Raw genomic sequence first — 25,263 nt, 5'->3', positions numbered from 1 at the left:
TCTCCTGCGCGGGCACCGGATGCGGCAAGCCTCTATTTCGTGCGAGATCTCCTTTGGCCCGTTTTAGGCGAAAGCGCATGCACGCATCCTTGCACCGTCTGCTGAACTGGCTCCGGGCTGTCCACGAGCCGGAACACCTCGCATCGAAGGCGGCGTACCTGGGTCGGTTCTCGGTGGTGGCCACGGTGATCACCGCCGGGTTCGTCGCGTGCACGTGGATCTGGGATTACGCCCTCGATCCTGCAAGCATCGGGGAGACGGTGTGGCTGCGCGCCGCGCAGTCCGCCGCCGTGCTGCTCCTCGCGGCCGTCATGTGGATGAATCCCACGGGCTGGATGGCCCGGACGGGGCTTTTCCTTGTTCCGGCCTTCGTCCAGATCACCTTCATCGAGGTGCTCGACCGGCTCGACGGCGGTGCGTCCTACGGCTTGGGCGGGTTCCTGTACTTCTTCGTCTTCGTGCCGTTCATCGCCCAGGCGCAGAGTCTGCGCTTCAACGCCGTCCTGCTGGCATTCCTGGCCGTATTCCCGAGCATTCTCGTCACCCTGGAGCTCGGGGCGCGCCTCGATCTCACGGTCTACAACGCCTATGTCTGGATGGTGTACGGGCCCGTCGTACTGATTCTCGCGCTCCTGGAGCATCTCATCGACCAGGTGCACACCCAGCACAACCTGTTGAAGGACCAAGCCGATACCGACGCGCTCACGGGCATCCCCAACCGGCGCTACCTGTTCGAGCACGCGGAGCAGCTCATTGCGCATTCGTTCGCCTCCGGCAAGCCCGTCGCCCTGCTGCTGCTCGACATCGACCATTTCAAGGACATCAATGACCGCTACGGCCATGCCTGCGGTGACAGCGTCCTGAAGCAGGTCGCGGAACAACTCCAGCGCTGCAGCCGCGGCTCCGACCTTGTCGCCCGGCTCGGCGGCGAGGAATTCGTCATCGTGCTCCCAGGCGTGGACACCGATTGTGCCCGTGCGAGGGCCAAGCGCATCGGCCGCACCATCGCCGAGCACCGCTTCGAAGCGGGATCAAGCGGCATGCCGCCCGTCAGCATAACCATCAGCACGGGTTACGCGTCAGCGACACCCGACGAGAACCCGCGCCGTCTCCTCGAGCTGGTGGAACAGGCCGACACCGGTCTCTACCTGGCGAAGCAGCGGGGACGAAACCGTGTGGAGGCGGTGGACTCCCCCAGGGCCCAGCCGGTCTGAGCCTTCGACCGATTCCGCCACCCGCGGGCGGAAACGCGCGTACAGGAACTGCCGCGTCCTGCCGCCGGGAGACGGTCCTCGAAGGCGTGCTCCATCACCGCGACACCTCAGAGTCTGTCGTCGCAACAATCTGTGCACATCCCGGCACACCCTCATTCTCCTCCTGAACACCCCTCCCCGCCGCATCCATCGGCCCGGGCGTTTCCCGGGCGGGCTGGCACGCGGCGTGCAGTAGCGAGGCCGGCAACGGTCCTGAACCGTTCCCGCAACGCCATAACAATCCTGGATGGAGAAGACGCAATGAGCTATGCAAAGCCCGGTCAGCCCGGTTCGGTGATCAGCTTCAAGTCCCGCTACGCCAACTTCATCAACGGCGAGTGGGTCGCGCCCGTGGAGGGACGCTATTTCGACAACGTCAGCCCCGTGGACGGTGCGGCCTTCTGCGGGATCCCGCGCTCCACGGCGGCCGACGTGGACAATGCCCTGGACGCCGCCCACTGACGCCGGGCCGGTCCCGGCTACATACCCGGCTCGTCGGTCTGCCAGTTCGGCGGCACCAGTCCGTGGCGGCGCATGCGCCGGTAGATCGTGGGCCGGGACAGGCCCAGCTCCCGGGCGACGGCACTGACGTTCCAGTGCGTGCGCTTCAGGGCCTCCTCGAGAGCGACAGCGTCGCCGGACAGCGGTAAGCGCCCTGCAGGCGGCGGCGCTCGACGGTCCTCTGCCGCCGGCTTCCCCGACGCTTCCGCGGGCAGGTCGCTGGCCTTGATCTCGCTCCCGGTGGCCGTCGCCAGGGCGAAGGCCAGGGCATTGATCAGCTCGCGGATGTTGCCCGGCCACGGGCGTGCCAGCAGCGCGCTCACGGCATCGGCCCGCAGCCGGGGGGCTCCGGGACGGTCCCGGGTCAGGCCGGCGTAGACGCAATCGATGACGTATTGCTGATCGGCCCGCTCCCGCAACGGCGGCAGCCATAGCGTGGCGCCGTTGAGCCGGTAGTAGAGGTCCTGCCGGAAGGTACCGGCGGCGTTCAGCCGGCCGAGATCCTGGTGCGTCGCCGCCACCACGCGCAGATCCACCGGCACGGGGCGATCCGCCCCCAGCGGCTGAATCTCCTGCTCGGCAAGCACCCGCAGCAGCCGCGTCTGCAGGTGTAGCGGCATGTCGCCGATCTCGTCCAGGAACAGGGTGCCGCCGTCGGCCTGCTGCACCAGACCGTGGCGCCCCTTCTGGCGCCCGCCGGTGAAGGCGCCGGCCTGGTAACCGAAGAGCTCGCTCTCAATCAGCGACTCGGGGATCGCCGCGCAGTTCATGGCCACGAACGCCCCCTTCGCGCGACGGCTGGACTCGTGCAGGGCCCGCGCCAGCCGTTCCTTGCCGGTGCCCGTCTCACCGGTGATCAGCACGTTGATGGGCTCGTTGCGAAGGCGCTTGGCCATGGCCAGGGTCTTGCGCATGACGGGGTCATCCGCCGCCAGGCGATCCAGCACCGGCACCTCCTCTTCGGCATCGATGACGCCGCTGGAGCGATGGCGCGGCAACAAGCGGCTCGGCTGGATCAGCGTGGCAAAGATGATCTCGCCCTGCTGCCGCATCCGGAAGGCGCGGATCTGGTCCTCGCTGCGGTACGGAAGGTCCCAGAGGTCCGGGAGCTCGCAGTCCAGGGCGTCCGTTATCCGCAGCGGATCCGGCCCCTGCCCCGCCTGCCGGCGAAGGAGCTCGCGCCCCGGGGTATTGGCCGCGAGAATGGTACCGTCCTCTTCCATGGCAACCAGGTAGCGGCCGCTCACCCGCACGAACTCCCGCGAGGAGTCGCAGCGCAGGATGTAGCTGTTGCGGTAGCGGCGCAGGAAGTAGGCGTCCTCGATCATGCGTGCATAGAGCATGACCAGGTGGTGGCCGAACGTCTGGCTCTCCGGCGCAGTGGGCGAATCCAGCGCCGAGATGTTGAGTACGGCGAGCCGGTTGCCATCCGGGTCGCGGATCGGCGCCGCGGTGCAGGTCAAGCCGATGTGGGTGGCGTCGAAGTGGTCGGTACGGTGGCAGCTCAGGGAGACATTGTCCCGCAGGCAGGTGCCCACGGCGCACGTGCCGGCGTAGTCCTCGCTCCAGTCCGCGCCAAGGTACAGCCCCGCCTCGCGGAGCCGGGCGTCCCGCCGCTTGTCACCCAGGTACTGCACCGTGATGCCGCGGTCATCGGTGAGCAGCAGCACGTAATCGAGCTGCGCCGCCTGCTGGTAGAGCTGGTCGACACCAGCGCGGGCCACGCTCAGCAGCTCGTCGGCGCGGTCCTGATGCTCCCGCAGCACCTGGCTGGTCACGATCCGGGCGGGACGGGGCCGGGTCGGGTCCAGCCCGTACTCGTCGATGCACCGTTGCCATGACCGGCCGATCAAGGGCGAGTTCGGCGTCTGGGCGATGGGCTTGTTCGTCCCTTCGGCATACCGCAGAACGGAGTCGATGTGCTCGCGCTGTTCGCGGCGAAGGCCCATGTCTTCTCCTCCCGGAAGCCGGTGTCCGGCAACCGATATTATTGGCTGCCGTGCAGGCAGCCTTATCGAGCCAAAACACCACACCCCGAGGGGCCTGTCAAATCGATGTAAAGCCCGGCATATCAGTTCGTTACACCTGTAACGATGAGCGTCTCAGGTGTAACGCCGAGCCCGATCCAGCGCGTCCCCGCTCGCTGGACCGCCCCGCCCGCGAGCCCGAAGAAAATACAACACGCACAATCCGTTACGGGCTCTCGACGAGCCCGGCCGGGAACTGGCACGGGATCTGCTGTGCTCTACCGCGAAGGCCCGGTCGACAGGGCCAGCCGGCCGTGGACGACCGCCGGGCGCAACCGCCCGGCGGTGCCGAAACCACGTGCCTTATCAACGGGAGGAGAACAGCATGTCGGTAACACAGAACACCCCGAACGAGCAGATTTCCGATTGGCTCGCGGATCTCGACGCCGCGCTGCAGCAGCAGGACTTCGATGCCGCCACGCACCTGTTCCTGGACGACTGCTACTGGCGGGACCTGGTGAGCTTCACCTGGAACATCAAGACCGCCGAGGGCCGTGACGCGATCCGCGCCATGCTCGCCGCCACCGTCCCGCACGCCCAGCCGGCCGAATGGGCGCCCGAGGGCGATGCCACCGAGACGGACGGCGTCGTGGAAGGGTGGTTCACGTTCCGCACCGGCGTCGCCAACGGACGCGGCATCGTCCGCCTCCAGGGCGGCAAGTGCTGGACGTTGCTCACTAGCATGACGGAGCTGCGGGACCACCCGGAGCCCATGAACCACCGCCGCCCGAAAGGGGCCAGCCACGGGGCCTCGAAGCAGCGCGAGACCTGGAGCGAGGCGCGCGAGCGCGAGCAGGCGGAGCTCGGCTACTCGCGCCAGCCCTACTGCGTGATCGTCGGCGGCGGCCAGGGCGGCATCGGCCTCGCTGCGCGCCTGCGCCAGATGGACGTGCCCACCATCGTCGTGGAGAAAAACCCCCGCCCGGGCGACTCCTGGCGCAACCGCTACAAGTCGCTGTGCCTGCACGATCCGGTCTGGTACGACCACCTGCCCTATCTGCCCTTCCCGGACAACTGGCCGGTGTTCTCGCCGAAGGACAAGATCGGTGACTGGCTGGAGATGTACACCAAGGTGATGGAGCTCAACTACTGGACGTCCACGGAATGCGAAAGCGCCAGCTACGACGAGGCCGCCGGAGAATGGATCGTCAGCGTCAACCGCAACGGCGAGCGGGTAACACTGCGCCCCAGGCAGCTGGTACTGGCCACCGGAATGTCCGGTGTACCGAATATCCCCGAGTACCCGGGCGCGGAGACGTTCCAGGGCGAGCAGCAACACTCCAGCCAGCATCCCGGCCCGGACGCCTATCGCGGCAGGAAGTGCATCGTGGTGGGCTCGAACAACTCCGCCCACGACATCTGCGCGGCGCTGTGGGAGAACGACGCCGACGTCACCATGCTGCAGCGATCCTCCACCCACATCGTGAAATCGGAATCGCTCATGGATGTGGTGCTCGGGCCGCTGTATTCCGAGCAGGCCGTGGCGAACGGCATCACCCACGACACGGCGGACATGATTTTCGCCTCCATCCCCTATCGCGTGCTGCCGCAGATGCAAAAGCCCGCCTTCGACACCATCCGCGAGCGCGATGCCGAGTTCTACAACCGGCTGGAAGCCGCCGGCTTCCTGCTCGACTTCGGAGCCGACGATTCCGGGCTGTTCCTCAAGTATCTCCGCCGGGCCGGGGGCTACTACATCGATGTCGGCGCCAGCGAGCTCATCGCCAACGGCGACGTCAAGCTTCGCAGCGGCGTCAGCATCGAGCGGATCAACCCGAGCTCCGTCACCCTAACGGACGGCTCGGAGCTGCCGGCGGACCTCATTGTCTACGCGACCGGCTACGGCTCCATGAACGGCTGGGCGGCCCGGATCGTGTCCCAGGACGTGGCCGACAAGGTCGGCAAGTGCTGGGGGCTGGGCTCGGATACACCCAAGGACCCGGGCCCCTGGGAAGGCGAGCTGCGCAACATGTGGAAGCCCACCCGGCAGGAGGCGCTGTGGTTCCACGGCGGCAACCTGCACCAGTCGCGGCACTACTCCCACTACCTGGCGCTGCAGCTCAAGGCCCGCATGGAGGGCATCCCGACGCCCGTCTACGGCCTGCAGGAGGTGCATCACCTGGCCTAGCAGCGCCTCAGTGGCCCGGCGCCGTTACCGCGGCGCCGGGCCATGCAGATGCTCCGCACACCGTGTCGCACCGGCCGGTCGCCGATGCCGACAAGATCGCCCGTGCCGTGTTCCCGGACTGTTCCTGCGGCGCTGTCCTGTAGCCGCCTATCCCGCCGTCCGCAGGCGGAAATGCGCGTACAGGAACTGCTGCGTCGTCCCTGCAGGCGTGACGTGGTCCTCGGTGATGTGCTCCACCAGCGCAAAGCGCGGACCGAGCTGCTCGTGCAGCGTTGCCGCATCATAGCGCACGACGTCGAGCCCGCTGCACTGCTCCGGGCCCTGCGGCCCGAAGGTCGCCATGATGAGGCTTCCGCCCGGGGTCAGGCTGCCCAGCGCCTGGCGCACATAGGCGGCGCGGAGCCCGGGATCGACCAGGAAGTGGAACACCGCGCGATCGTGCCACACGGCATAGTGCTGCTCCGGCAGGGCCGCCCCGGTGATGTCGGCGACCTGCCAGTCCACGTCAAGGGCCCGCTCGCCGAGCCGTTGCCGGGCCACGTCGACGGCGGCCCGGGAGAGATCGAGCACCGTGACGCGCCGGTAGCCCTCCGCCAGCAGGTCGTCGACCAGCGTGGATTCGCCGCCGCCGACATCGATGATGGGCGCCGCGCGATCCGGCGCCGCCTCCCGGATCAGCCGCAGCGACGTCTCCAGGTGCGGGCGGTACCAGCTCACCTCGTCGGGCGCCTTGTCGCGGTAGATCGCCTCCCAGTGGGACTGCATTGTCATCGCTCTCCTCCGGATCGCCCTTCCCCCAACGGCGTGGCATGCGGCGATCCGCGTCAGGCCACGGGCAGCCCGGCCGCCTTCCATTCCGGGAAACCCTCCCGGTACCGCCGCACCCGGAACCCGCGGCGCCGCAGGAACTGCTCGGCCTCGTGGGAGAGCACGCAGTAAGGGCCGCGGCAGTAGGCAACGATCTCCTGGTCGCGCGGCAGCCGATCCAGCATCGCCTCGAGCCGGTCCGCCGGCACGTTGATGGCCTCGGGCAGATGGCCGGCGCGGTACTCCGGCTCCGGGCGCACGTCCAGGAGCGCGACATCGCCGCGCTCCAGCGCCGCCCGCAGCTCGTTCCGGGACATGGGCTCGAGCGCGCCATCGGCGTCGTCGTCGGCGAACAGCCTGCCGACCAGCCGCTCCACCTCGGCAAGATTGGTCTCGGCGACCTCCCGCATGAGCCCTATCAGCGTCACGATCCGCTCGTCGGTGAGGCGGTAGACCACACGGCGTCCATCACGGCGCGTGGTGACCAGCCCCGCCCGACGGAGGTGCTGGAGGTGCTGCGAGGCATTCGCCACGGACAGGCCAGTCGCGTGCGCCAGCGCCTCGACCGGCGCCTCCGTCTGCGCCAGCCGCTCGAGAAGCTCCAGGCGGTGGCCGTTACCCAGCGCGCGTCCTACTCCGGACAGCGTGTCGAAGAGTTCCTGGCGGGCTTGCGGCATCGGCACCTCGTTCGGGAATACGCGCTGTCATGGATGCATACTACATTTTAGTATATTCAATTGATAATTTGAATATACTAGCGAAATGCGGATCTCCAGCATCAAAACCTCCGGCTTTCCGGCGTTTACTTGCCGGTGAGGCGGTGCAATACTCAGTGCATGGTTCGCAGCCCTCTCGTCCTCGCCATTGCGTTGCTGGTCACCGCTGTCATGCTTCTGCACGGGACAGCGGTCATGGCGTGCAACGCCAATGCCCCCAAGGGCAGCCCTGGCACGAACGTAACGGGTGAGACCACTGCGGTGTGCGCGGCATGCGCCGAGCCGGATTCCCCCGCGCCGGCGGCCGATTCCTGCGGTACCACGTGCTCATCGGCCACGGCCTGCATCGATACCAGTACCGCGGGTCAGGATGGCGAGCGCCGGTATGCGGTCAGCGGTCCCTCCCGTCAGACCCGGTATTCCAACACGGTCGAGCCACCGCCGCCGCGATCCACTCCTGTCGTCTGATCCCGATGGACCGGCTCTTGTCGGAGCCGAGGACCGGTCGGTACGCCACCGACCCTGTCTTGACGAGGAGTAGCACCGATGTCCGACCTATACCGCCTCCGGGGGCTGTCGCGCCGCCGATTCCTGGCTGCCAGCGCCAGCGCTCTCGGCCTCGCCGCATTGCCCGCCTGGAGCCGCCGGCTGCCGGCAACCGACGACCTCTTCCGGCTCCGTACCGGCCCCGCCCCGTGGTCCCTGCAGCCTGTCGGCCCTGCAGTCTCCGGCGCCTGGGGCTACAACGGGATCGTGCCGGGTCCGACGCTGCGGTATCGCCGGGGCGAGCAGCTTCGCATTCTGCTGGACAACGGGCTCGCACAGCCCACCAGCGTCCACTGGCACGGGATCCGCCTGCCCAATGCCATGGACGGTGTCCCTCACTTGACGCAACCTCCGGTGGCACCGGGAGAGACATTCGAGTACGTTTTCGAGCTCCCCGATGCCGGAACGTACTGGTACCACTCCCACCTGAACGGCCCCGAGCAACTCGCTCGCGGACTGGTGGGGGCATTGGTGGTGGAAGAGCCGGATCCGTACCCGGTGGACCGGGATATCGCCTGGCTCCTGGACGACTGGCGGCTGACGCGACAGGGCGCCATCACCGAGGACTTCAACAATCCCCACGACATGAGCCACGCGGGCCGGATCGGCAATACGGTAACCGTCAATGGACGGCTGCCGCACGCCATGGACGTTCGCCCGGGCGAGCGCATACGGCTGCGCCTGATGAACGCCGCCAATGGCCGCATCTTCGGGCTCGCTTTCGATGACCTGCCCGTGCACGTGATCGCCTTCGATGGCCAGCCGGTCACGCCCCACCAACCCGAGGGCGGCCGGGTCGTCATCGGCCCGGGCATGCGTGCCGATGTGGTCCTCGACTATCCCGCGGAGGCGGACCGACCGTTCGTGGTCCGCGATACGTTCTACCGGGGAATGGAGTACCAGCTCATGGCCTTCACCGTCACCGGTAGTCAGGTCCGGGAAACAGCACCGGCTGGGTCTCCGCCGGCCTTGCCGGCAAATCCGGTACCGGAGCCGAATCTCGACGGAGCCGAAACCCGTGAGATTGTCTTCGGCGGCGGCATGATGGGCGGCACCGGCATGCAGCAGATGATGCGGATGATGCGTGAAGGCATGGCGTGGACGGTCAACGGCAGGCCCGTGGAAGGCCCGGGACAAGGCAACCGGGAGCCTACGTTCACTCTCGCCCGGGGCCAGAGCTGCCGGATCGTCTTCCGCAACGATACCCGCTGGCATCACCCTGTCCACCTGCATGGCCATCACTTCCGGGTGCTCACGAGAAACGGCTCAGCGGAGCCCTACCAGCCATTCCGGGATACGGTCCTGATGAACCCCGACGACACGATCGAAGCGGCCTTCGTGGCCGACAACCCCGGTGACTGGCTCTTCCACTGCCATATTGCCGAGCACCAGGCCGGCGGCATGCGGGGCATGTTCCGGGTACGCGACTGACCGGCTACACCACGACTGGAGATGAAACCATGAAAGACCTGACCCTGATGATGATCGCCGCGGGCGGACTGCTGGTCGGCGGCTTCGTCCATGCCGACCACGACATGCTCCACGCCACGCTCTACAAGAATCCGCAGTGCGGCTGCTGCGAGGCCCATGCGAATCACCTGCGCGAGCACGGCTTCACGGTGGACACGGAACCGACCCACGAAATGCCGGTGCTCAAGCAGGAGCACGGGGTGACCCGGGAGATGGCGGGATGCCACACGACGGTCGTGGATGGCTACGTAGTGGAAGGTCACGTGCACGCCGGCCTGATCCACCGCCTCCTGGAGGAACGCCCGGATGTCACCGGCATCTCCCTGCCGGGAATGCCGACGGGCTCCCCGGGCATGCCCGGTCCGAAGCCGGAACCGCTGGAGGTCTACACCTTCGACGGCGAGGAAACCGCGTTGTTCGGTACACAGTAGGCGCCGGGTCCGGCCGCGACGGGGACCGCCCCCCCCTGCCGGGGCCGCCCCGCCCCCTTTCAAGCGGACCGCCCGGTTACGCTCCCGGTATCCGGAATCATCAGGCGACCCAGCCCCCAGAGAAAGACCGCGAACAGCAGGTGGGGAACCAGCGAGGCCACGATGAGGGCCGGGCTCACGTCCAGGCCGAGCACGCCCCAGCCGATGACCGGGAAGAAGATCACCAGCGCCGCCAGCCACAGGACCAGGCCGAGGGCGAGCGCGCGGGTGAATGCCAGGTCCGGGTAGGCCGCGGCGATGAACAGCAGCGACCAGAGGGTGACGTAGGCGACGTGGAAGAGCAGTCCGACCGGCAACGGCAGCGCCGTGCCCAGGAGCGTTTCCGCGAACGCGAGACTGGGCGGCTCGGGCATGGGCGAGATGCCTGCCAGGTTCACGGGCACCATCACGGCGGACAGGAGCACGGCGTTGATCACGCCCACGCCCAGCGCCCGCGGCCACAGCTTCTGCAGGTTCGTGGTCAGGCTCATCATCCCCTCCCGGTTTGTCCAGTGGTCATGATCCGGCCCCGGACGCCGGCCCGGCCGGCTCGGGCCGCGGTTCCCCGCCCGGCGTGCGCCGGGCGTCGCAGGCCGGCGAGCAGGCCTCGTCGCTGCGCGCGCAGCAGCGCTCGCCGAGGAACGCCATCAGGCCCTCGACGTGTTCGTAGCGGGCGGCGTAGACGATGTGCTGGCCGTCGCGCCAGGACTCCACCAGCCCCGACCGGCGCAGGCGGTTGAGATGGAACGACAGCGCGTTCGGCGCGATACCGAGCGCGCTCGCCAGCCCGCCGGCGGAAAGCCCGGGCGGGCCCGCCTCCACCAGGGCCACGAATACGTCCAGGCGCGCCTCGTGGGCCAGCGCGTCCAGAATCTCGACCAGGGCTTTCTTTTCAATCATACAACAATTATTGAATTCTTTATTGCCGCCGTCAACGGCAAGCGATCCGCCGGCGTCGCCCGCGATGACGGGACGCCGTCCGGCGGACGCACTGTAGACACGGGCGCCAGACGCGCTATTGTCGGTACCAGGATCGCAATCCGGACGAGCCCATGAGCCACGATCACGATCATCCCGACCACAGCCACGTTCCGCCGGAGCCCGCCCTGCGGGTGCAGGCGCTGGAGTCGCTGCTGACCCGCAAGGGGCTGGTGGACCCCGGGGCGCTGGAAGCCATCATCGAGACCTACTCCGAGGAGGTCGGCCCGCGCAACGGCGCCCGCGTGGTGGCGCGCTCCTGGGTCGATGCCGGCTACCGGCAATGGCTGCTGGACGATGCCACGGCGGCCATCGCCCACCTGGGCTACGAGGGGCGCCAGGGCGAGCACATGGTGGCCCTGGAGAATACCGAGCGGGTGCACAACCTGGTGGTGTGCACCCTGTGCTCCTGCTATCCGTGGACGGTGCTGGGCATCCCGCCGGGCTGGTACAAGTCCGAGGCCTACCGCGCGCGGGCGGTGCGCGAGCCCCGGGCGGTGCTGGCGGAGTTCGGCGTCTACCTGGACGACGACACCGAGGTACGGTTGTGGGACAGCACGGCGGAGATCCGCTACCTGGTCGTCCCGCAGCGGCCGGCCGGCACCGAGGGATGGAGCGAAGAAGCCCTGGCGGAGCTGGTCACCCGGGACGCCATGGTCGGCGCCGGCCGCGCCCTGGCCCCCGGTCAGGCAGGAGGTGCCGCATGAACGGCGCACACGATCTCGGCGGCATGCACGGCTTCGGTACCGTGCCCGACAAGGCCGACGACCACCCCCACCCGGCATGGTACGATCGCGCCATGGCGCTGACCGTGGCCATGGCGGCCTGGGGCCGGTGGAACATCGACGCCAACCGGCGCGCCCGCGAGGACATGCATCCGGCACAGTACCTGGGCTACAGCTACTACGAGCGCTGGATCGACGCCCTGGAGCGGCTCATGGTGGAGACCGGGCTGGTCACCGAAGAGGAGCTGCGCACCGGGGAACCCCAGGGGCCGGCGCTGACGCCGCCGGTGGACGCCGACGGCGCCCGGCGCATGCTCCGCCGCGGCGGTCCCACCGAGCGGCAGGTGGCCACCCCGCCCCGCTTCCGGGTCGGCGACCGGGTGGTCACCCGCAACGAGCACCCGGCCGGCCACACGCGCCTGCCCCGCTACGCCCGGGGGCACACCGGCATCATCCTGCGCCACCACGGCGGCCACGTGCTGCCGGATAGCAATGCCCACTTCCGGGGCGAGCACCCGGAGCACCTGTACACGGTCCGGTTCCCCGCCCGGGATCTCTGGGGGACCGAGGCCGACGGCGCCGACACCGTGATGCTGGATCTCTGGGAGAGCTATCTCTATGCACGGTGACCACCAGCCGCCGTTCGAGGCCCCCTGGCAGGCCCAGGCCTTTGCCCTGGCCGTGCATCTCAACCAGCGCGGGCTGTTCACCTGGAGCGAGTGGGCCGCGGCGCTGGCCGCGGAGCGCCGCCGCTCCGCCGAGGCCGGTGTCGCCGACGAGCCGCAGCAGTACTACCTGGACTGGCTGCAGGCGCTGGAACGACTGCTCACCGAGCGCGGCGAGGCCGCCGCCGACGAGCTGGGCACGTTCCGCGAGGCCTGGGTCGCGGCCTACGAGGCGACACCGCACGGGCATCCCGTGCGGCTGGAAAAGGGCTTCGACGCGCTGTCGCGGTCCCGGCACGGGTAGGCCCGGACACCTGCCGCCCGCTCAGTCCAGTTCCGGGTAGTGCCGGAAGATCCCGTGCTCGCTGAACGCCAGCCGCCGGCCGGACTCCAGGTACGCGGCGATGCGCGGGCGCGCGGCGACACGCTCGCGCAGCCCTTCCAGCCGCGGATAGGCCCCGCCCAGGCCCTGCATGGTCCGCGGAAAGGCGTAATAGAGCCCCTCCAGTACCTGGAACACCGCCAGATCCGGATGGCTGGTGGCCCCACGCACCAGGCAGTCGTCCGCCGCGGGATTGCGCTCCAGCACCGTCTCGAAGTAATCCATGAACTTCGGCAGGCGGCTCTCGCGGAATACCGCCGCGCGCCGGGCCGCTTCGGCCTTCTGCTCCTCGTAGTGCAGCGTGGGGCCGAGCGGGTGGTGGGTGTCGTGGATCTCCACCACCCAGTCGGTGACGGTGAGCTGCAGCTGGGCGGCCCAGTAGCGCCCCGCCTCGTCGGCCGGCGCCAGGTCGTGATGATCGCCCAGGAAGCAGAGGATGTTCGCCGTCTGGGCGATGCACAGCTCGCCGGCCCGGAGCACCGGCGGCGCCAGGGCCGGGAAGTCGCCATCGAGGACGTCGGCCACGGCCTCGACGCCGCCCTCCTCCGAGTCCTCCCGGGCGATGTCCCGGTACGCGACACCCGCATCCTCGAGCGCCAGGCGGATGAACTCGCCGCGGCCCGGGATGAACGGCCAGTAGTAGAGAATGTACGTCATGATCGACCCCGCTGTAGCAAACCGACAGGGACCACGGGGTCAACGTACCACGTCCGGCGCCTGCGGCGATCCCCGCCGGCGACGCCGCGCGTGCGGCACCATCAGTGCGCGCCGCTGGCCGCCGTGTGCCCGGCGGTGCGCGTGCCCGGCAGCCGCCGCAGATCCTCCAGCGCCATGGCCAGGCACGGGATGAGGAACAGCAGGATGGCGGACGAGAACACGATACCGTAGCCCAGGGACAGCGCCATGGGGATCATGAACCGGGCCTGGACGGAGGTCTCGAAGATCATGGGCGCCAGTCCGCCGAAGGTGGTCATGGTCGTCAGCGCGATGGGCCGGAAGCGCCGCACGCCCGCGCTGTAGAACGCCTCGAAGGGCGCGTGGCCCTCGCGCAGCCGGGCGTTGGCGTAGTCGATCATCACCAGCGAGCCGTTCACCACCATGCCCCCCAGGGCGATGATGCCCATGACGCTCACCAGGCTCAGGCTGTAGCCCATGATCAGGTGCCCCAGGATGGCGCCGACGATGCCGAAGGGAATCGCCGTCATCACCACCAGCGGCTGCAGGTAGCTGCGGAAGGGAATGGCCAGCAGGGCGTACACGCCCAGCAGCGCCAGGGTTACCGTGGTGGTGAAGCTCTCCAGGGCCTCCTGCATGCTCTCCTGGCGGCCGCCGAAGTCGTACGACACGCCCGGGAAATCCGCGACCAGGCCCGGCAGCACGGACTCGCGCACCTCGGCGAGCACGCGGTTGGTCTGCTCCATGGGCACGACGTCGGCGGTGATCTGCAGCATCCGCCGGCCGTTCTCCCGGCGGATCCGGGTCAGCGCGCGGTCGCGCTCGATGGTGGCGACCTGCTCCAGAGGCACCCGCTGGCCGTCCGGGGTACGCACCATCAATGACGGCACGGCCGCCTCGCTGTCCACGGCCGCGGGGGGCAGCTGGACCCGCACGGTGACCTCGTTGCCGCCGCGCAGCAGCTTGAACGCCTCCTCGCCGTTGAATGCCGCGCGCACCTGTCCCCCCAGATCATTGGCCGACAGCCCCAGGGCGCGGCCGGACTCCGTGAGGCGGAGGTTCCACTGCGGGCTGCCGAGACGATAGCCGTCATCGACATCGGTGACGTAGCTGAGCTCGCGCAGCCGCTCGGCCAGGGCCGAGCTGGCCCGCCGCAGGGTGGCGGTATCGCGGTGGCTTAATCCGATGGTCAGCGCCGCCCCGCCTCCGGGGCCGCCGCGATCCGAATGGAAGCGGATGGATTCCAGGCCGGGAATCTCGCCGGCACGCTCGCGCCACAGCCGGGCGAAGGCGCTCGTCCCGATGGGGCGCTGATCGGCCGGCTCCAGATAGGTCACCACCTCGATCTGCGTGCCCTCGATCTCGGCGTAGATCCCGCGGCTGAGGCCTGCTCCGCCGTTGTCGGCCACCACTTCCTCGGCCGCCTCCACCAGGGTATCGCGCACGCGCTTCATGGAGGCGTCGGGCGTGCCCTGGGGCAGAACGGCGACGACCTCCGCCTGGTCCGACTCCACCGTGGGCATGAGCGAGAACCCCATGGCACCGCTGAGCGGATACGCCAGGGTCACCGCCAGCAGCGCCATGGCGGCGGCCAGGGTGACGTAGCGCCAGTGCATGGCGAAACGCAGGACCGGCCCGTAGACATTGCTGATGAACCGCGAGAAGCCGCGGCTGACCGCCTGCTGGCCCCGGTGCAGCCACGCCCCCGGCCGGGTGCGCCCGCCCTCGCCGGTATAGGCCAGGTGCGCGGGCAGAATGATCAGGGCCTCGATGAGCGAGATGGCGAACACCGTGCCCACCACGATCGGGATGACGGCCCAGAGCTGGCCGAAGGAGCCGGGAATCAGCGCCAGCGGCACGAACGCGACGATGTTGGTGAGCACGCTGACAATGATGGGCACGGCGATGTCGCGGGCCCCCTGAACCGCCGCCGGGACCAGGCCCATACCCTTCTGCCGGTACTCGTAGATGTTCTCGCCGGCGACGATGGCGTCGTCCACGACGATGCCCAGCGCGATGATGAACGCGAACAGCGAGATCATGTTGATGGTGACGTCGAAGAACGGCAGGAACAGGAACGCGCCCAGGAACGATGTCGGAATGCCCACCGTCACCCAGAACGCCAGCTTGAACTCCAGGAACAGGCTCAGCAGCAGCAGGACCAGCACCAGCCCGATGAATCCGTTCTTCATCAGCAGATCCAGCCGTTCCTGGTAGATCTCGGAGGAATCGCTGGCCACGGACACGTCGATGCCGGGCGGCAGCTCGGCCCGGATATCGGGCAGCACCGCCTCACCGGCCTCCGATACGCCGATGGGGGTCTCGTCGGCGACCCGGAACGTCTCCAGCTGCAGGGCCGGCTCGCCGTTGTAGGTGGAGATCGACTCGACCTGATCCGAGAAGGCCTCGCTCACCGTGGCGATGTCGCGCAGCTGCACACGGGATCCGCCGGCCCCGGCGAGCACCGTGATGTCACCGAACGCCTCGGCGTTGACGCGGCGCTCGTCGACTTCCAGCAGGATATCGCCGCCGGGCGTCTTCACGGTTCCGGCGGCGCGGTCCCGGGCGTTGGCGGCCACGACCTCCGCCACCTCCTCCAGGGTCAGGTCGTGGGCGCGCAGCCGGCTCTCGTCGATGTCGACATGGATCTCGTAGGCGCTGACGTCATCCAGCCCCGCCTGGGTAATGCCCGGCGCCAGCAGCAGCTCGTCGCGCACCGTCTCGGCGGCGGCCCGGAGCGTGTGCTCCGGGACATCGCCGTGCACCAGGAAATCCACCACATCCCGGCGCCAGCCGCTGAACTCGATCTCCGGGTCCTCGGCGTCGTCGGGAAAGGTATCGATGGTCTCCACGGCGCGGGTGACGTCCTGGTAGGTACGCTGGACATCCGCGCCCTCGATGAGCTCCAGGGTGACGGTGCCGCTGCCCTGGCCGGCGACGGCGGTCACCTCCTCGATGCCGGGCAGCCCGCGCACCGCCTCTTCCACCGGCTGCACCACGCCCTGCTCGATCTGCTCCGGCGTGGCGCTGGGATAGGCGACGCTGACCTCGATGGCGTCGGTCTGGAAGTCCGGGAAGACCTCCTGGGTGATCTGAGTGGTCATGTACAGACCGCCCACCAGGAGCAGCATCATGATCAGGTTCGGTGCGACCCGGTGGTCCACCATCCAGCCGATGAGGCCGTCGCCGCGCTCACGCGCCATCCCGGCTCTCCCCGGTCGAGCCCTCGTCGGCGGTACGCAGCGGCATGCCCTCGCTGGGCAGGGCCAGCGGCGAGGTCACGATGCGGTCGCCCGCGGCCAGCCCGTCGGTCACGAGCACCCGGCTGTCATCCCGGTAGGCCACCTCCAGGTCGCGGATCTCCAGCAGCCCCTGGTCGTCCATCACCCAGACGGTATTCCCCGGCCGCAGCCATGACGGCTCCAGGGCCACGGCCTGCTCCAGGGTCCGCCCGCGGATCTCCGCGCGCAGGAAACTGCCCAGCAGCAGCCGCGGCCCGTCCGTGGCCCGGGCCAGGGGATCGTCCACGGCCACAAGCACCCGTGCCAGACGGCCGTCCTCCTCCAGCTCCCCCAGCAGGCGCACGACCCGGGCTTCGCGGTGAACCCCCGGCGCCCACACGCCCTCGTTGTAGAGCCGGACGACGGCGCCGGGCTCGCCACCGTCGGGGAAGCTCAGCCAGCGCAGGGCACTGGCCGGCACGGCCACCTCGATCCACCAGGTATCCACGCCCACCAGCTCGGCAACGGCGGTGCTGGAATCCACCTCGCCTCCCACCGCCACGTCCGTGCTGCGGACCAAGGCGTCGAACGGCGCCGTGAGCTCGGTATCGCCGAGGGCCCGACGAGCGTCCGCGACATCCGCCTCGGCGGCAGCCACGGCCGCCTCGGCGCTGTTCAGCTGCGGCTTGCGCAGCATGAGCGCCCGCTCGGCATCGTCCACCGGCTCGTCCATGAGCTCGAACTCGCGCTGGGCGATGGCCTGCTGGCCCTGCTCCAGGGCCAGGTCGGCGCGGGCCTGCGTCAGCGCCGTACGAGCCCGGCGCAGGTCCACCTCGAAGGGCTCGCGGTCGATGCGGATCAGTGGCTCCCCCGCCTTCAGCAGGCCGCCGGGGGTGAGCGCCTCGCTCACGTGCGCCACCCGGCCGCTGACGCGGGGCCGCAGGCTCAGCTCGCGCTTCGGCCGTGCCTGCCCCCAGGCCGTAACGGAGATCGTGTGGCTGGCCATCTCCGCCGGCGTGGTCTCCACCAGCCGCGCCGCCCGGTCCCTGGACGGCCGTTCACCGGCGGTGCGGTCTTCCTGCAGGAACCAGTACCCGGCGGCAAGGCCGGCCGCGAGGACGGCGACCGCGAGGACCGCGTGCACGCCGGCCCGCAACCGGCCGGTGCGGGCCGGCGCTCGGCCGTTGTCCGGTGATTCTTCCATCAGCTGCTCTCGTCGGCGTAGGGGTTGTCTTCAGCCCCGGAATCCGCGGCCGTATCGCCGGGCCAGCCGCCGGCCAGGGTTCGCACCAGCTCGATGCGGTCGGCGACCAGGGCCCAGCGCGCTTCCAGGAGGCTCCGCTGGTTGTCCTGCAGCGTGGTCTGGGCATCGAGCACGTCCAGGAAGTCGGCGGCGCCGTTGCGGTAGCGGTAGCGCAGCTGCTCCAGCACGCGCTCACCCAGCGAGACCTGCTTCTCCAGGCTCGCCACCCGGCTGCGGTCGGCGCGCTCGGCGGCCAGGGCGCTCTCGACCCCCGCCACCGCATCCAGCACCGTCTGCGCATATTCGTTGAAGGCCACGTCCCGGGCCGCCCGCGTCCGGTCCACGTCCGCCTCCAGCTGGCCGCCCCGGAACAGCGGCACCGTCAGGCCGGCGGCGATACGGCCGATCCAGTCCTGGAACAGCGCCGACGGGGACGCCGCAGCGCTCTCCAGGGAAGCGCTCAGGTCCAGGCGCGGATAGCGGGCGGCGATGGCCGAGGCCAGCTCGGCATCGGCCGCCTGCACCCGCAGGAACGCCGCCTCCAGGTCCGGCCGGCGGCGCAGCCACTCGGACGGCACCCCGGCATCCGGCAACGGCGGCACGTCCACCAGCTCCGCGGACTCCGGCAGCGTCAGCGCGTCGGGGCCGGGGCGTCCCTGGAGCGCTGCCAGCTCGGCGCGCAGCCGTTCCAGCTCGCCGGCCACCGATGCCAGCTCCGAGGTGGTGCTCTCCACCAGCTGGCGCTGGCGGAGCAACTCGTCGGCGCCCGCATTGCCCCGCCGGTAGCGCAGCTCCACCAGCTCCTCGATGCGCCGGTTGGTGTCGATCTGCCGGCGGATGAGCTCCCGCAGGGCGCGCTCCCGCAGGATGCCGTAGTACGCGCTCGCGGCTTCCGCCGTCAGGCTGATCCCCGCGGCGCGGAGATCGCGCTCGGTGGCCCGCGCCTCCAGCGCCGCGGCCTCGGCGGCGGAATCCAGCCGCCCCCAGAGATCCACCTCGAAGGCGGCCATGGCGCCGACGGCGTACTCGTCGGTTGTCCGCCCGTCGCTGCGCGTCGCGGATGCGTCGCCGGTGGCATCCAGGGTGGGCAGGCGGCCGCCGGCCTCGCCCCGGGCGGCCGCCCGGGCCTGGCGCAGCCGGCCGCGCGCCGCTGCCAGGGAGAAGCTGTCGTCGACCACCCGCTCCATGACGTCGTCCAGCGCCGGGTCGTCGAAATGCCGCCACCACTCGCCGGGAACAGCGGGCCCCGCCCCGTCTCCCAGGCGATCGGGCAGGGGCACGTCGGCCCGCTCCGGGGCGGGCGATCTGGACGCGCAGCCGGTCAGGAGTATGGCGACGAGCAGGCCGGCCAGCAGCCGTGCGTCACTCCGGTCAGGGATCATGAATCGCTTCCGATTGCTCTTGTCACGGCCCGCGCTGCCGTGACGTGCGGCGCCGGTGGGGACCCGATGTCTTTGTCCCGCCGGCCCGGCACAGAGTTCCCCGCCCCGCGGCCGCACCCACTCACTCCGGTGACGGGAAGGCCCCGGCCTCGCGAAGGAGATCGTTCAGCGCCAGGGCGTTGCGCAGGCCCGCGGGTGTTGCCGTGTTGTTGAAAATGCACCAGGTCGGGCACCCGGTCTGCTGCAGGCGTGCCGCCAGATCGCGCAGGAACGCGTGATCGTATTCCGACTCGAATCGCTTGGGGGATCCGTGCAGCCGGTAGTATGCCAGCTCCCCGGCACCCCCCGGAACGTCCGCCCCCTCGGTCACGGGCGGGTGGGCGGCCGCCCGGGCGACCCGGAACCGCTGCAGCAGGGCCTCGCCCTCGTCGGTGAACCAGCTCTCGTGCCGCGGCTCGCACACCACGGACCCGTCGAACGCCGCGCGCAGGGTGCCGAGAAAGGCCTCCACGTTCTCCGGCTCCAGCCGCAGCGACGGCGGCAGCTGCAGCAGCAGCGGCCCCAGGGCGTCGCCCAGGCCCCCGACCTCCTGGAGGAACTGATCCAGGCCCTCGGTTCGCCGCAGCCGCGCCGAGTGGGTCAGCGCCCGGGGCACCTTGACCGCAAAGAGACGGCCCGGGCCGGCCTCGCGGGCCCACTTCGCGTACAGCGACGGCCGGTGGGGACGGTAGAAGCTGCTGTTGATCTCGCAGGCATTGAATTGCCGGGCATAGCGCTGCAGGTGCGTCCCCTCGCCGGGAAACTCCGGCTGCATCTCCTTCGGCAACCGCCAGCCCGCACATCCGACTCGCATCATCCGTGCAGCTCCGGGATCACGACACGTCCGCGGGCCCGGCCTGCTGCTCCGGCGGCCGGCCCTCGTCATCGTCCAGAGTGGAAGCAGGCGCCTCGATAACGCAATCCCGCCCGGCGCCCTTGCCGTGGTAGAGGGCCTCATCGGCGCGGTTCAGGGCAGGCTCGACACTGCGCTCGCCCGGCTCCACCTGGGCCAGGCCGATCGTGACCGTCGGCCGCAGGGGCGACGGCGACGCGGGGATCTCCATGTCTGCCACGTGCGCGCGCAGACGCTCGGCGACCTCATGCGCCTGGGAAAGCCCCGTGCCCGGCAGGGCGATGGTGAACTCCTCGCCGCCGAAACGCCCGATGATATCGGCTTCCCGCAGCACTTCACGGCAGCGGCGCGCCAGGGCGCGCAGGGCGCGGTCGCCCACGGTGTGGCCGTGGCGGTCGTTGATGGTCTTGAAGTGATCGACATCCACCATGCACACCGCCAGGGGCGTGCGCTCGCGGCGGGCGCGGCGCAGCTCCTGCTCCACGAGCTCGAAGAAGCGGCGACGGGTATTGAGCCCCGTGAGCTCGTCCGTGCGCGCCATGTGCTTGAGTTGCTCCTCCAGGCGCTGGCGCTCGGCGATTTCCTCCTGCAACCGCTGGTTGATCTCCCGCTCCTCCAGCAGCGACGCGTACTGCTCCCGCCGCAACCGGCTGAGGCGCGCGGCGGTCATCAGCCCCACCGTGTTCACGAACACCAGCAGCAGCGTCATGGTCAGGATGGTTCCCGCCGGTATGGGCGCGTATGCGACGACCGCTGCGATGAAGCCGATTCCCAGGTACAGGTTCAGCAGCACCATCCAGGGAATGCGGTTGGGAAAGAACAGGTAGACGGCGATGGTGGCCACCATGACCGCGGGCACCTGGGTGCCGACGGTCTGCGGGCGCAGGGGGACGATGAGGATGACCGCCGTCACGCCGACGAACACCACCAGGTTCACGGCCAGGGTGCTGTTGACCAGGGCCGGCCGGCGCACGAGCGCGAACGCCAGCGTCAGGGCCGCGAGAACGACCACCAGGCGCACGCCCAGCAGGGCGAGGAAACGGTCGCCGTAGCCGAGCAGTGCGTAGTCCGACAGGCTGAACAGCAGGAACAGTGCAGCCGCGACGAACAGCGAATTGCGCATCTGCTGCGCCGTACGGGCCTGCACGTAGCGCCGGAACTGCTCCTCCAGCCCCGCACTGACGAACTCGCCCCGCCACGGGGAAACGGCATCCACGTCCCTGCTGTTATGCACCCTCGGTCTCCCCGGCCCGCGACGCGGGACCTAAAAGACGCCGGCCGCCCATCGCCGCCCACCGGGCGATGGGGCTAAGGTTCGTATCGTTGTTCATGGACCGTTTCCCGGGATTCCGGCCCGGTGCAAGCGGTGGGCCGGATGGCTCTCGGGTCGACCAACCTTCGGCAGGACAAGCCGGGCCCTGGCGTCGCCGTGCGGCTTGCCGGCAAGACGCGCAAGCGAAGGTCGGACCGTGGAATCAGGGGCCGTCCGGTCTCCGGAAAGCACGAACAGGCCAATGGGAAAACCTATCGTGTCAGCGCACCAACCGCAACCTTGAATGAACAATCAGTCAAGGTTGCGGCAAGGGCGGGATCGCGGCGGGGCGATCCAGGGCAACGAAATGGCTGCTGGCCGGCACCGCGTCCATCTGCACGCCGGCGCCGCCCTGTTTCGCGCCGGCCTGCATGCTCGCGGGCTCGAGCACCCGATCCTCCGCCGGGACGACGACCCGCGCGGACTCCAGGTTGTGCCACAAACCGGGATCCGCGTTGCGGGTCCAGTCGCCGAGGTCCAGCAGGTTGCGCCGCACCGTCACGGCCCGGCGGGGGTTGAACGGCAGGCTGCCGACCAGCCGGCGCTTGCGTGGATCGTCCAATGCGCCCCACAGGGGTGCGTTACGGCGATTGATCGGTCGCCTGCGCCACAGCGGCAGCAACCAGGGCAGCAGCTCGATGATCGCCCGCGGGGGCGTCCATACCGGGCGCACACCCGGCAGCAGCGGCGCCTCCAGCAGGACGTCCGTGCCACGGAAAAGATCGGGCCGTCGGCGCGCGGCCTCCAGCACGACGGCGCCACCGCGCGAGTGGCCGTGCACCCGGACGGATCGCGTACTGATGAGGTGCTCCATGGCCTGCACGAGCACTTCGGCGTCGTGGGCGATGGTGCCTACCGGGGCCATCGGCCGCGCTCCCCAGGGGGCATCGATCTCCGAGCGGCAATCCAGTGCCGGGTGGTAGTCCGCGCTGCCCACCAGGATCACTTCCACTTCGGGCAGATCGTAAAGGGCGGTGAAATACGCCGGACTTTCCAGGAAGCCGTGCATGGCAACCACCGTGGCACGCGCCGTCACCGGGCGCCGGACATAGATGCGCGCGTCGGCCACCCGGTAGCAATCCCCGCCGAAGGGCTCCCGCGAAGGACCCGGGCCGGGCCGGAACAGCAACCATCCGTGCAGACCCGCGACGACGAGCAGCGCGAGGCCACCGATCCCGACTGCTACGAGCATACCCGCTGTCCTCTTGGAAACGGAGACGGAAGATCATGCGCAGGTAACGTTACCATGACGGCTGCGATGAGGAGGGACCATGGCGAGACTGCTGATGAATCTGCGGGGCGTCCCCGACGACGAGGCCGACGAGGTCCGGGCGCTGCTGCACGACAACGCCGTGGACTACTACGAGACACCGCCGAACCGCTGGGGGCTCAGCATGGGGGCGATCTGGGTCCGCGACAGCGACGACTACGACCGGGCGCGGGAGCTGCTCGACACCTACCAGGAACAGCGCACCCGGGACGCCCGCGCCGAGCAGGAGGAACGGCGCCGCGCGGGAACCCACGAGACGTTCGCCACGCTGTTCCTGCGCGCCCCCCTGAGAAATCTCGCCTACGTGGTCATCGTGGGACTGATTCTGTACTTCTCGATCCGGCCGTTCTTCGACCTGATCGGGGACTGACGGGAAGACCCGGGCAAGGGCAACCCGTTCTTACTGCATCGCAACGTTCCCCGAGAAGGCAACCCTCCGGACACCGACGTCCCGGTATCCCTACTGGCCGGCACCGGGTGCACTCCCCGGTGCCGGCTGGGAGCCGGGTTCCCCGGGCGCCCCGGAACGGTTGCCGGGCGCGGCCGGCGTGCGCTGCTCGCCCGGGACCGACGCCCGGTCGCGCCCGGCGGAACGCTCTTCCGGTCGACGCTCGCCCGGCATACCGGCACCGGCGGCACGTCCCGCGGGATCACCGCCGGGACCGAGGCCGGGGCGCGGCTGGTGCGGGTCCTCGCCCGCACGCTGCTCCCGGCGGATACGCTCCCGGACCGGCGGGCCGGGATCGACACCGCCGCGGGGACCCGCCGCTCCGGGCCGCCCCGGCGTCCCGGCACCCGGCTGGGCTCCGGGCTGGGTCCCGGTGCGGGGACCCTGGGGCGTCGCCCCGGCCGGAGAAGTCGTACTGGTCTGGGCCGATGCCAGCGCCGGCAGGCTCAGGAAAAGGCAGACGCAGATGACTCGCCCTGTTCGTCGCATGAATCGCTCCATGTCACGGTCCGCTGCCAGCCGGGACAATCGGGCTGCCGCCCGGGTTCCTCACTGCTGATCATCGCGGTCGCGGCGCTGGTACTCGCCCTCGATGGCATCCCGGCCCGACGATGACCGCTGCCGCGACGCCGCGCCGTCCACGGGCCCGTACTGGACGTGCACCCGGCGGAGCATGGCATGGACGATCAACCGGCGGGTCACCGGGATCAGGCAGGCGAAACCGATCACGTCCGTGGCGAACCCGGGGGTAAGAAGCATGACCCCGCCGATGGCCAGTGCCATGCCCTCGAACATCTCCATGGCCGGGACCGCTCCCCGGTCCAGGTTCGCCCGCGCCCGCTGCAGGGTCTCGAAGCCCTGCTGGCGCAGCAGCATGCCGCCGATGACGGCGGTCAGGACGCACAGCCCGATGGTGGCAAGGGCCCCGATGACCTGCCCGACCTCGATGAGGATGTAGAGCTCGACCAGGGGGACGACGATCAGTAGCAGCAGTAGAGCGGGCACGGCTCACCTCGGCATGTTAGGGACCAGGAACCTCTTCCGGGCAGTCATGGCGGCCCCGGAGCGAAAATGCAAGCCGTCTGCGGAACGCGACATCCTGATTCCCGGCGGAGGCTCGGATCAGTGCAGGTGCTCCGGCTCCGCGGTCAGGCGCAGCTTCCAGTCGCCTCCGTGCACGCGGGCGCACTCCTCTTCGCTGTCGAAATCCACGTGGTGGTCCATGTCTTCCACGGAAATCCCGGCCGCCGCCAGCGCCTCCCGGGTGAGATGGCCGAGATAGGCGTCGTACCCGGCGCGCAAGGCCTCCGCCAGGTGCCGGTTGCTGTCGAACACCCAGACCACCTGGATACTGCTGCTGACGTCGGAGGTATCCACGACGTGGGTGACCCACTGGAAGCCCGGAATCTCTTCCCGGGCCGCCTCGCAGGCGCGCCCGAGGGCGGTGTTGAGCTCGTTCTCCAGGTACTTGCGCTGGGAGTCAGTCATGGGAAGGCTCGCTGTGTACTTTCAGGCCGTGGATTGCACAGAACTCCGCGAGACGGTCGGAGGCCGCCTCGGGCAGCGTCAGATCTGCCTCGACACCCTCACTGTAACGAACGGCGTCAAGCCGCGCGTCGTGCTCCGCCGCCCAACGGCGCAGTGCGGACTCGCTGGCGAAATCCAGCGCCACGGTACGCTGCACCTGCGGCTCGTGCACCACCAGCGGCAAGGCCGCCAGAACCTGCTCCGTGGCCCGGGCGTAGGCCCGCGTCAGGCCGCCGGCGCCGAGCTTGACGCCGCCGAAGTAGCGGACGACGACCACGACCACGTCGCCGATGCCCTTGTGCTGGATGACATTGAGAATGGGCCTGGCGGCCGTCCCCGACGGCTCGCCGTCGTCATCCCCGGCGGCGGCCAGGACCGCGGCCGGATCACCGATGACAAAGCCCCAGCAGTGATGGCGCGCCTCCGGGTGCTCGGCACGCGCCGCCGCCACCCGTGCCAGCGCCTGCTGCCGATCCGCCGCGTGATGCGCCCGGGCGATGAACCGGCTGTTGCGTACCACCAGCTCGCGCTCCAGGGACTTCGCCGGAATCGTATACGCGTGCACTCCGTCCCTCCGGTCGCCGCCCCGCGGCCCGACGCACCCACCGCAGCCGTCCGCGGCGTC

General features: G+C 69.7%; 25 protein-coding genes. 9 read left to right on the top strand and 16 right to left on the bottom strand.

Annotated features, from left to right (window positions below; genetic code table 11):
- Positions 1-77 precede the first annotated feature (77 nt).
- A complete protein-coding gene (locus QWY84_RS10580) occupies positions 78-1,214 on the top strand; it encodes a GGDEF domain-containing protein (RefSeq protein ID WP_290202553.1) in 1,137 nt (378 codons plus the stop codon).
- Positions 1,215-1,514: 300 nt separating this feature from the next.
- The gene (locus QWY84_RS10575; RefSeq protein WP_290202552.1) at positions 1,515-1,715 is read left to right on the top strand and encodes a hypothetical protein; all 201 of its coding nucleotides are present in this window, start codon (positions 1,515-1,517) and stop codon (positions 1,713-1,715) included.
- Positions 1,716-1,732: 17 nt separating this feature from the next.
- On the opposite strand, the gene QWY84_RS10570 is transcribed toward QWY84_RS10575, so the two are convergent.
- Complete coding sequence (locus QWY84_RS10570) at positions 1,733-3,703, bottom strand: sigma-54-dependent Fis family transcriptional regulator (RefSeq protein WP_290202551.1); 1,971 nt, start codon at positions 3,701-3,703, stop codon at positions 1,733-1,735.
- A 403-nt stretch (positions 3,704-4,106) separates the two neighbouring features.
- Between QWY84_RS10570 and QWY84_RS10565 the strand changes: the two genes are divergently transcribed.
- Entirely contained in the window at positions 4,107-5,909 is a 1,803-nt protein-coding gene (locus QWY84_RS10565) for an NAD(P)/FAD-dependent oxidoreductase (RefSeq protein ID WP_290202550.1), read from the top strand.
- 147 nt (positions 5,910-6,056) lie between these two features.
- Here QWY84_RS10565 and QWY84_RS10560 read toward each other — a convergent pair whose 3' ends face one another.
- The gene (locus QWY84_RS10560; protein WP_290202549.1) at positions 6,057-6,680 is read right to left on the bottom strand and encodes a class I SAM-dependent methyltransferase; all 624 of its coding nucleotides are present in this window, start codon (positions 6,678-6,680) and stop codon (positions 6,057-6,059) included.
- A gap of 53 nt (positions 6,681-6,733) precedes the next feature.
- On the bottom strand, positions 6,734-7,393 hold the full coding sequence (locus QWY84_RS10555; protein WP_290202548.1) for an ArsR/SmtB family transcription factor: 660 nt from the start codon (positions 7,391-7,393) through the stop codon (positions 6,734-6,736).
- A 585-nt stretch (positions 7,394-7,978) separates the two neighbouring features.
- On the opposite strand from QWY84_RS10555, the gene QWY84_RS10550 reads away from it, so the two are divergent.
- Positions 7,979-9,409, top strand: a complete 1,431-nt coding sequence (locus QWY84_RS10550) for a multicopper oxidase family protein (RefSeq protein WP_290202547.1) — start codon at positions 7,979-7,981, stop codon at positions 9,407-9,409.
- A gap of 29 nt (positions 9,410-9,438) precedes the next feature.
- Positions 9,439-9,879, top strand: coding sequence for a DUF411 domain-containing protein (locus tag QWY84_RS10545; protein WP_290202546.1), 441 nt, complete (start codon positions 9,439-9,441; stop codon positions 9,877-9,879).
- A gap of 59 nt (positions 9,880-9,938) precedes the next feature.
- On the opposite strand, the gene QWY84_RS10540 is transcribed toward QWY84_RS10545, so the two are convergent.
- Positions 9,939-10,409, bottom strand: coding sequence for a hypothetical protein (locus tag QWY84_RS10540; protein ID WP_290202545.1), 471 nt, complete (start codon positions 10,407-10,409; stop codon positions 9,939-9,941).
- A 25-nt stretch (positions 10,410-10,434) separates the two neighbouring features.
- Positions 10,435-10,818 carry an ArsR/SmtB family transcription factor gene (locus tag QWY84_RS10535; protein WP_290202544.1) on the bottom strand — a complete coding sequence of 128 codons (384 nt, stop codon included), beginning with the start codon at positions 10,816-10,818 and terminating at the stop codon, positions 10,435-10,437.
- 152 nt (positions 10,819-10,970) lie between these two features.
- On the opposite strand from QWY84_RS10535, the gene nthA reads away from it, so the two are divergent.
- From nthA to QWY84_RS10520, 3 genes are read left to right on the top strand one after another with little or no spacing between them, the layout of a single operon-like run.
- Positions 10,971-11,603 (top strand): nitrile hydratase subunit alpha, encoded by a 633-nt coding sequence (gene nthA / locus QWY84_RS10530; protein ID WP_290202543.1) that lies wholly within the window; start codon positions 10,971-10,973, stop codon positions 11,601-11,603.
- Complete coding sequence (gene nthB / locus QWY84_RS10525) at positions 11,600-12,250, top strand: nitrile hydratase subunit beta (RefSeq protein WP_290202542.1); 651 nt, start codon at positions 11,600-11,602, stop codon at positions 12,248-12,250. Before nthA ends, nthB begins: the two co-directional genes overlap by 4 nt.
- Positions 12,240-12,590 carry a nitrile hydratase accessory protein gene (locus tag QWY84_RS10520; protein WP_290202541.1) on the top strand — a complete coding sequence of 117 codons (351 nt, stop codon included), beginning with the start codon at positions 12,240-12,242 and terminating at the stop codon, positions 12,588-12,590. Before nthB ends, QWY84_RS10520 begins: the two co-directional genes overlap by 11 nt.
- Positions 12,591-12,611: 21 nt before the next feature.
- On the opposite strand, the gene QWY84_RS10515 is transcribed toward QWY84_RS10520, so the two are convergent.
- The 7 genes from QWY84_RS10515 to QWY84_RS10485 all read right to left on the bottom strand — a co-directional run bounded on the left by QWY84_RS10515 (position 12,612) and on the right by QWY84_RS10485 (position 22,585).
- Entirely contained in the window at positions 12,612-13,325 is a 714-nt protein-coding gene (locus QWY84_RS10515) for a glutathione S-transferase (protein ID WP_290202540.1), read from the bottom strand.
- Positions 13,326-13,426: 101 nt separating this feature from the next.
- Entirely contained in the window at positions 13,427-16,546 is a 3,120-nt protein-coding gene (locus tag QWY84_RS10510; protein WP_290202539.1) for an efflux RND transporter permease subunit, read from the bottom strand.
- Positions 16,536-17,768, bottom strand: coding sequence for an efflux RND transporter periplasmic adaptor subunit (locus QWY84_RS10505; RefSeq protein ID WP_290202538.1), 1,233 nt, complete (start codon positions 17,766-17,768; stop codon positions 16,536-16,538). Before QWY84_RS10505 ends, QWY84_RS10510 begins: the two co-directional genes overlap by 11 nt.
- Entirely contained in the window at positions 17,768-19,189 is a 1,422-nt protein-coding gene (locus QWY84_RS10500; protein WP_290202537.1) for a TolC family protein, read from the bottom strand. Before QWY84_RS10500 ends, QWY84_RS10505 begins: the two co-directional genes overlap by 1 nt.
- 121 nt (positions 19,190-19,310) lie before the next feature.
- Positions 19,311-20,045, bottom strand: a complete 735-nt coding sequence (locus QWY84_RS10495) for a DUF72 domain-containing protein (RefSeq protein ID WP_290202536.1) — start codon at positions 20,043-20,045, stop codon at positions 19,311-19,313.
- Positions 20,046-20,061: 16 nt separating this feature from the next.
- On the bottom strand, positions 20,062-21,315 hold the full coding sequence (locus QWY84_RS10490) for a GGDEF domain-containing protein (protein ID WP_290202535.1): 1,254 nt from the start codon (positions 21,313-21,315) through the stop codon (positions 20,062-20,064).
- Positions 21,316-21,649: 334 nt separating this feature from the next.
- The gene (locus QWY84_RS10485) at positions 21,650-22,585 is read right to left on the bottom strand and encodes an alpha/beta fold hydrolase (protein WP_290202534.1); all 936 of its coding nucleotides are present in this window, start codon (positions 22,583-22,585) and stop codon (positions 21,650-21,652) included.
- 79 nt (positions 22,586-22,664) lie between these two features.
- Between QWY84_RS10485 and QWY84_RS10480 the strand changes: the two genes are divergently transcribed.
- Positions 22,665-23,033, top strand: coding sequence for a DUF6164 family protein (locus tag QWY84_RS10480; RefSeq protein WP_290202533.1), 369 nt, complete (start codon positions 22,665-22,667; stop codon positions 23,031-23,033).
- Positions 23,034-23,123: 90 nt separating this feature from the next.
- Here the strand turns inward: QWY84_RS10480 and QWY84_RS10475 are convergent, their stop codons facing one another.
- From QWY84_RS10475 to QWY84_RS10460, 4 genes are all read right to left on the bottom strand, one after another.
- A complete protein-coding gene (locus QWY84_RS10475) occupies positions 23,124-23,600 on the bottom strand; it encodes a hypothetical protein (protein WP_290202532.1) in 477 nt (158 codons plus the stop codon).
- Between the two features lie 60 nt (positions 23,601-23,660).
- Positions 23,661-24,116 (bottom strand): FxsA family protein, encoded by a 456-nt coding sequence (locus QWY84_RS10470; RefSeq protein ID WP_290202531.1) that lies wholly within the window; start codon positions 24,114-24,116, stop codon positions 23,661-23,663.
- Positions 24,117-24,233: 117 nt separating this feature from the next.
- Complete coding sequence (locus tag QWY84_RS10465; protein ID WP_290202530.1) at positions 24,234-24,599, bottom strand: hypothetical protein; 366 nt, start codon at positions 24,597-24,599, stop codon at positions 24,234-24,236.
- A complete protein-coding gene (locus QWY84_RS10460; RefSeq protein WP_290202529.1) occupies positions 24,592-25,203 on the bottom strand; it encodes an IMPACT family protein in 612 nt (203 codons plus the stop codon). The genes QWY84_RS10465 and QWY84_RS10460 overlap by 8 nt, the downstream gene beginning before the upstream one ends.
- Between the last annotated feature and the right edge of the window lie 60 nt (positions 25,204-25,263).

This window comes from Aquisalimonas lutea (assembly GCF_030409225.1).
GTDB classification, from domain to species: Bacteria; Pseudomonadota; Gammaproteobacteria; order Nitrococcales; family Aquisalimonadaceae; genus Aquisalimonas; species Aquisalimonas lutea.
Note: the sequence above shows the minus strand (reverse complement) of the source record. Positions and strands in the feature narration are given on the sequence as shown.

Excerpts from the sequence above, each read along its gene's own strand:
- QWY84_RS10535 (WP_290202544.1), bottom strand. The coding sequence starts at position 10,818 with ATGATTGAAAAGAAAGCCCTGGTCGAGATTCTGGACGCGCTGGCCCAC.
- QWY84_RS10550 (WP_290202547.1), top strand. The coding sequence starts at position 7,979 with ATGTCCGACCTATACCGCCTCCGGGGGCTGTCGCGCCGCCGATTCCTG.
- nthA (WP_290202543.1), top strand. The coding sequence starts at position 10,971 with ATGAGCCACGATCACGATCATCCCGACCACAGCCACGTTCCGCCGGAG.
- QWY84_RS10480 (WP_290202533.1), top strand. The coding sequence starts at position 22,665 with ATGGCGAGACTGCTGATGAATCTGCGGGGCGTCCCCGACGACGAGGCC.
- nthB (WP_290202542.1), top strand. The coding sequence starts at position 11,600 with ATGAACGGCGCACACGATCTCGGCGGCATGCACGGCTTCGGTACCGTG.
- QWY84_RS10515 (WP_290202540.1), bottom strand. The coding sequence starts at position 13,325 with ATGACGTACATTCTCTACTACTGGCCGTTCATCCCGGGCCGCGGCGAG.
- QWY84_RS10485 (WP_290202534.1), bottom strand. The coding sequence starts at position 22,585 with ATGCTCGTAGCAGTCGGGATCGGTGGCCTCGCGCTGCTCGTCGTCGCG.
- QWY84_RS10545 (WP_290202546.1), top strand. The coding sequence starts at position 9,439 with ATGAAAGACCTGACCCTGATGATGATCGCCGCGGGCGGACTGCTGGTC.
- QWY84_RS10560 (WP_290202549.1), bottom strand. The coding sequence starts at position 6,680 with ATGACAATGCAGTCCCACTGGGAGGCGATCTACCGCGACAAGGCGCCC.
- QWY84_RS10505 (WP_290202538.1), bottom strand. The coding sequence starts at position 17,768 with ATGGAAGAATCACCGGACAACGGCCGAGCGCCGGCCCGCACCGGCCGG.
- QWY84_RS10575 (WP_290202552.1), top strand. The coding sequence starts at position 1,515 with ATGAGCTATGCAAAGCCCGGTCAGCCCGGTTCGGTGATCAGCTTCAAG.
- QWY84_RS10570 (WP_290202551.1), bottom strand. The coding sequence starts at position 3,703 with ATGGGCCTTCGCCGCGAACAGCGCGAGCACATCGACTCCGTTCTGCGG.
- QWY84_RS10510 (WP_290202539.1), bottom strand. The coding sequence starts at position 16,546 with ATGGCGCGTGAGCGCGGCGACGGCCTCATCGGCTGGATGGTGGACCAC.
- QWY84_RS10475 (WP_290202532.1), bottom strand. The coding sequence starts at position 23,600 with ATGCGACGAACAGGGCGAGTCATCTGCGTCTGCCTTTTCCTGAGCCTG.
- QWY84_RS10520 (WP_290202541.1), top strand. The coding sequence starts at position 12,240 with ATGCACGGTGACCACCAGCCGCCGTTCGAGGCCCCCTGGCAGGCCCAG.
- QWY84_RS10580 (WP_290202553.1), top strand. The coding sequence starts at position 78 with ATGCACGCATCCTTGCACCGTCTGCTGAACTGGCTCCGGGCTGTCCAC.
- QWY84_RS10465 (WP_290202530.1), bottom strand. The coding sequence starts at position 24,599 with ATGACTGACTCCCAGCGCAAGTACCTGGAGAACGAGCTCAACACCGCC.
- QWY84_RS10565 (WP_290202550.1), top strand. The coding sequence starts at position 4,107 with ATGTCGGTAACACAGAACACCCCGAACGAGCAGATTTCCGATTGGCTC.
- QWY84_RS10540 (WP_290202545.1), bottom strand. The coding sequence starts at position 10,409 with ATGAGCCTGACCACGAACCTGCAGAAGCTGTGGCCGCGGGCGCTGGGC.
- QWY84_RS10500 (WP_290202537.1), bottom strand. The coding sequence starts at position 19,189 with ATGATCCCTGACCGGAGTGACGCACGGCTGCTGGCCGGCCTGCTCGTC.
- QWY84_RS10495 (WP_290202536.1), bottom strand. The coding sequence starts at position 20,045 with ATGATGCGAGTCGGATGTGCGGGCTGGCGGTTGCCGAAGGAGATGCAG.
- QWY84_RS10555 (WP_290202548.1), bottom strand. The coding sequence starts at position 7,393 with ATGCCGCAAGCCCGCCAGGAACTCTTCGACACGCTGTCCGGAGTAGGA.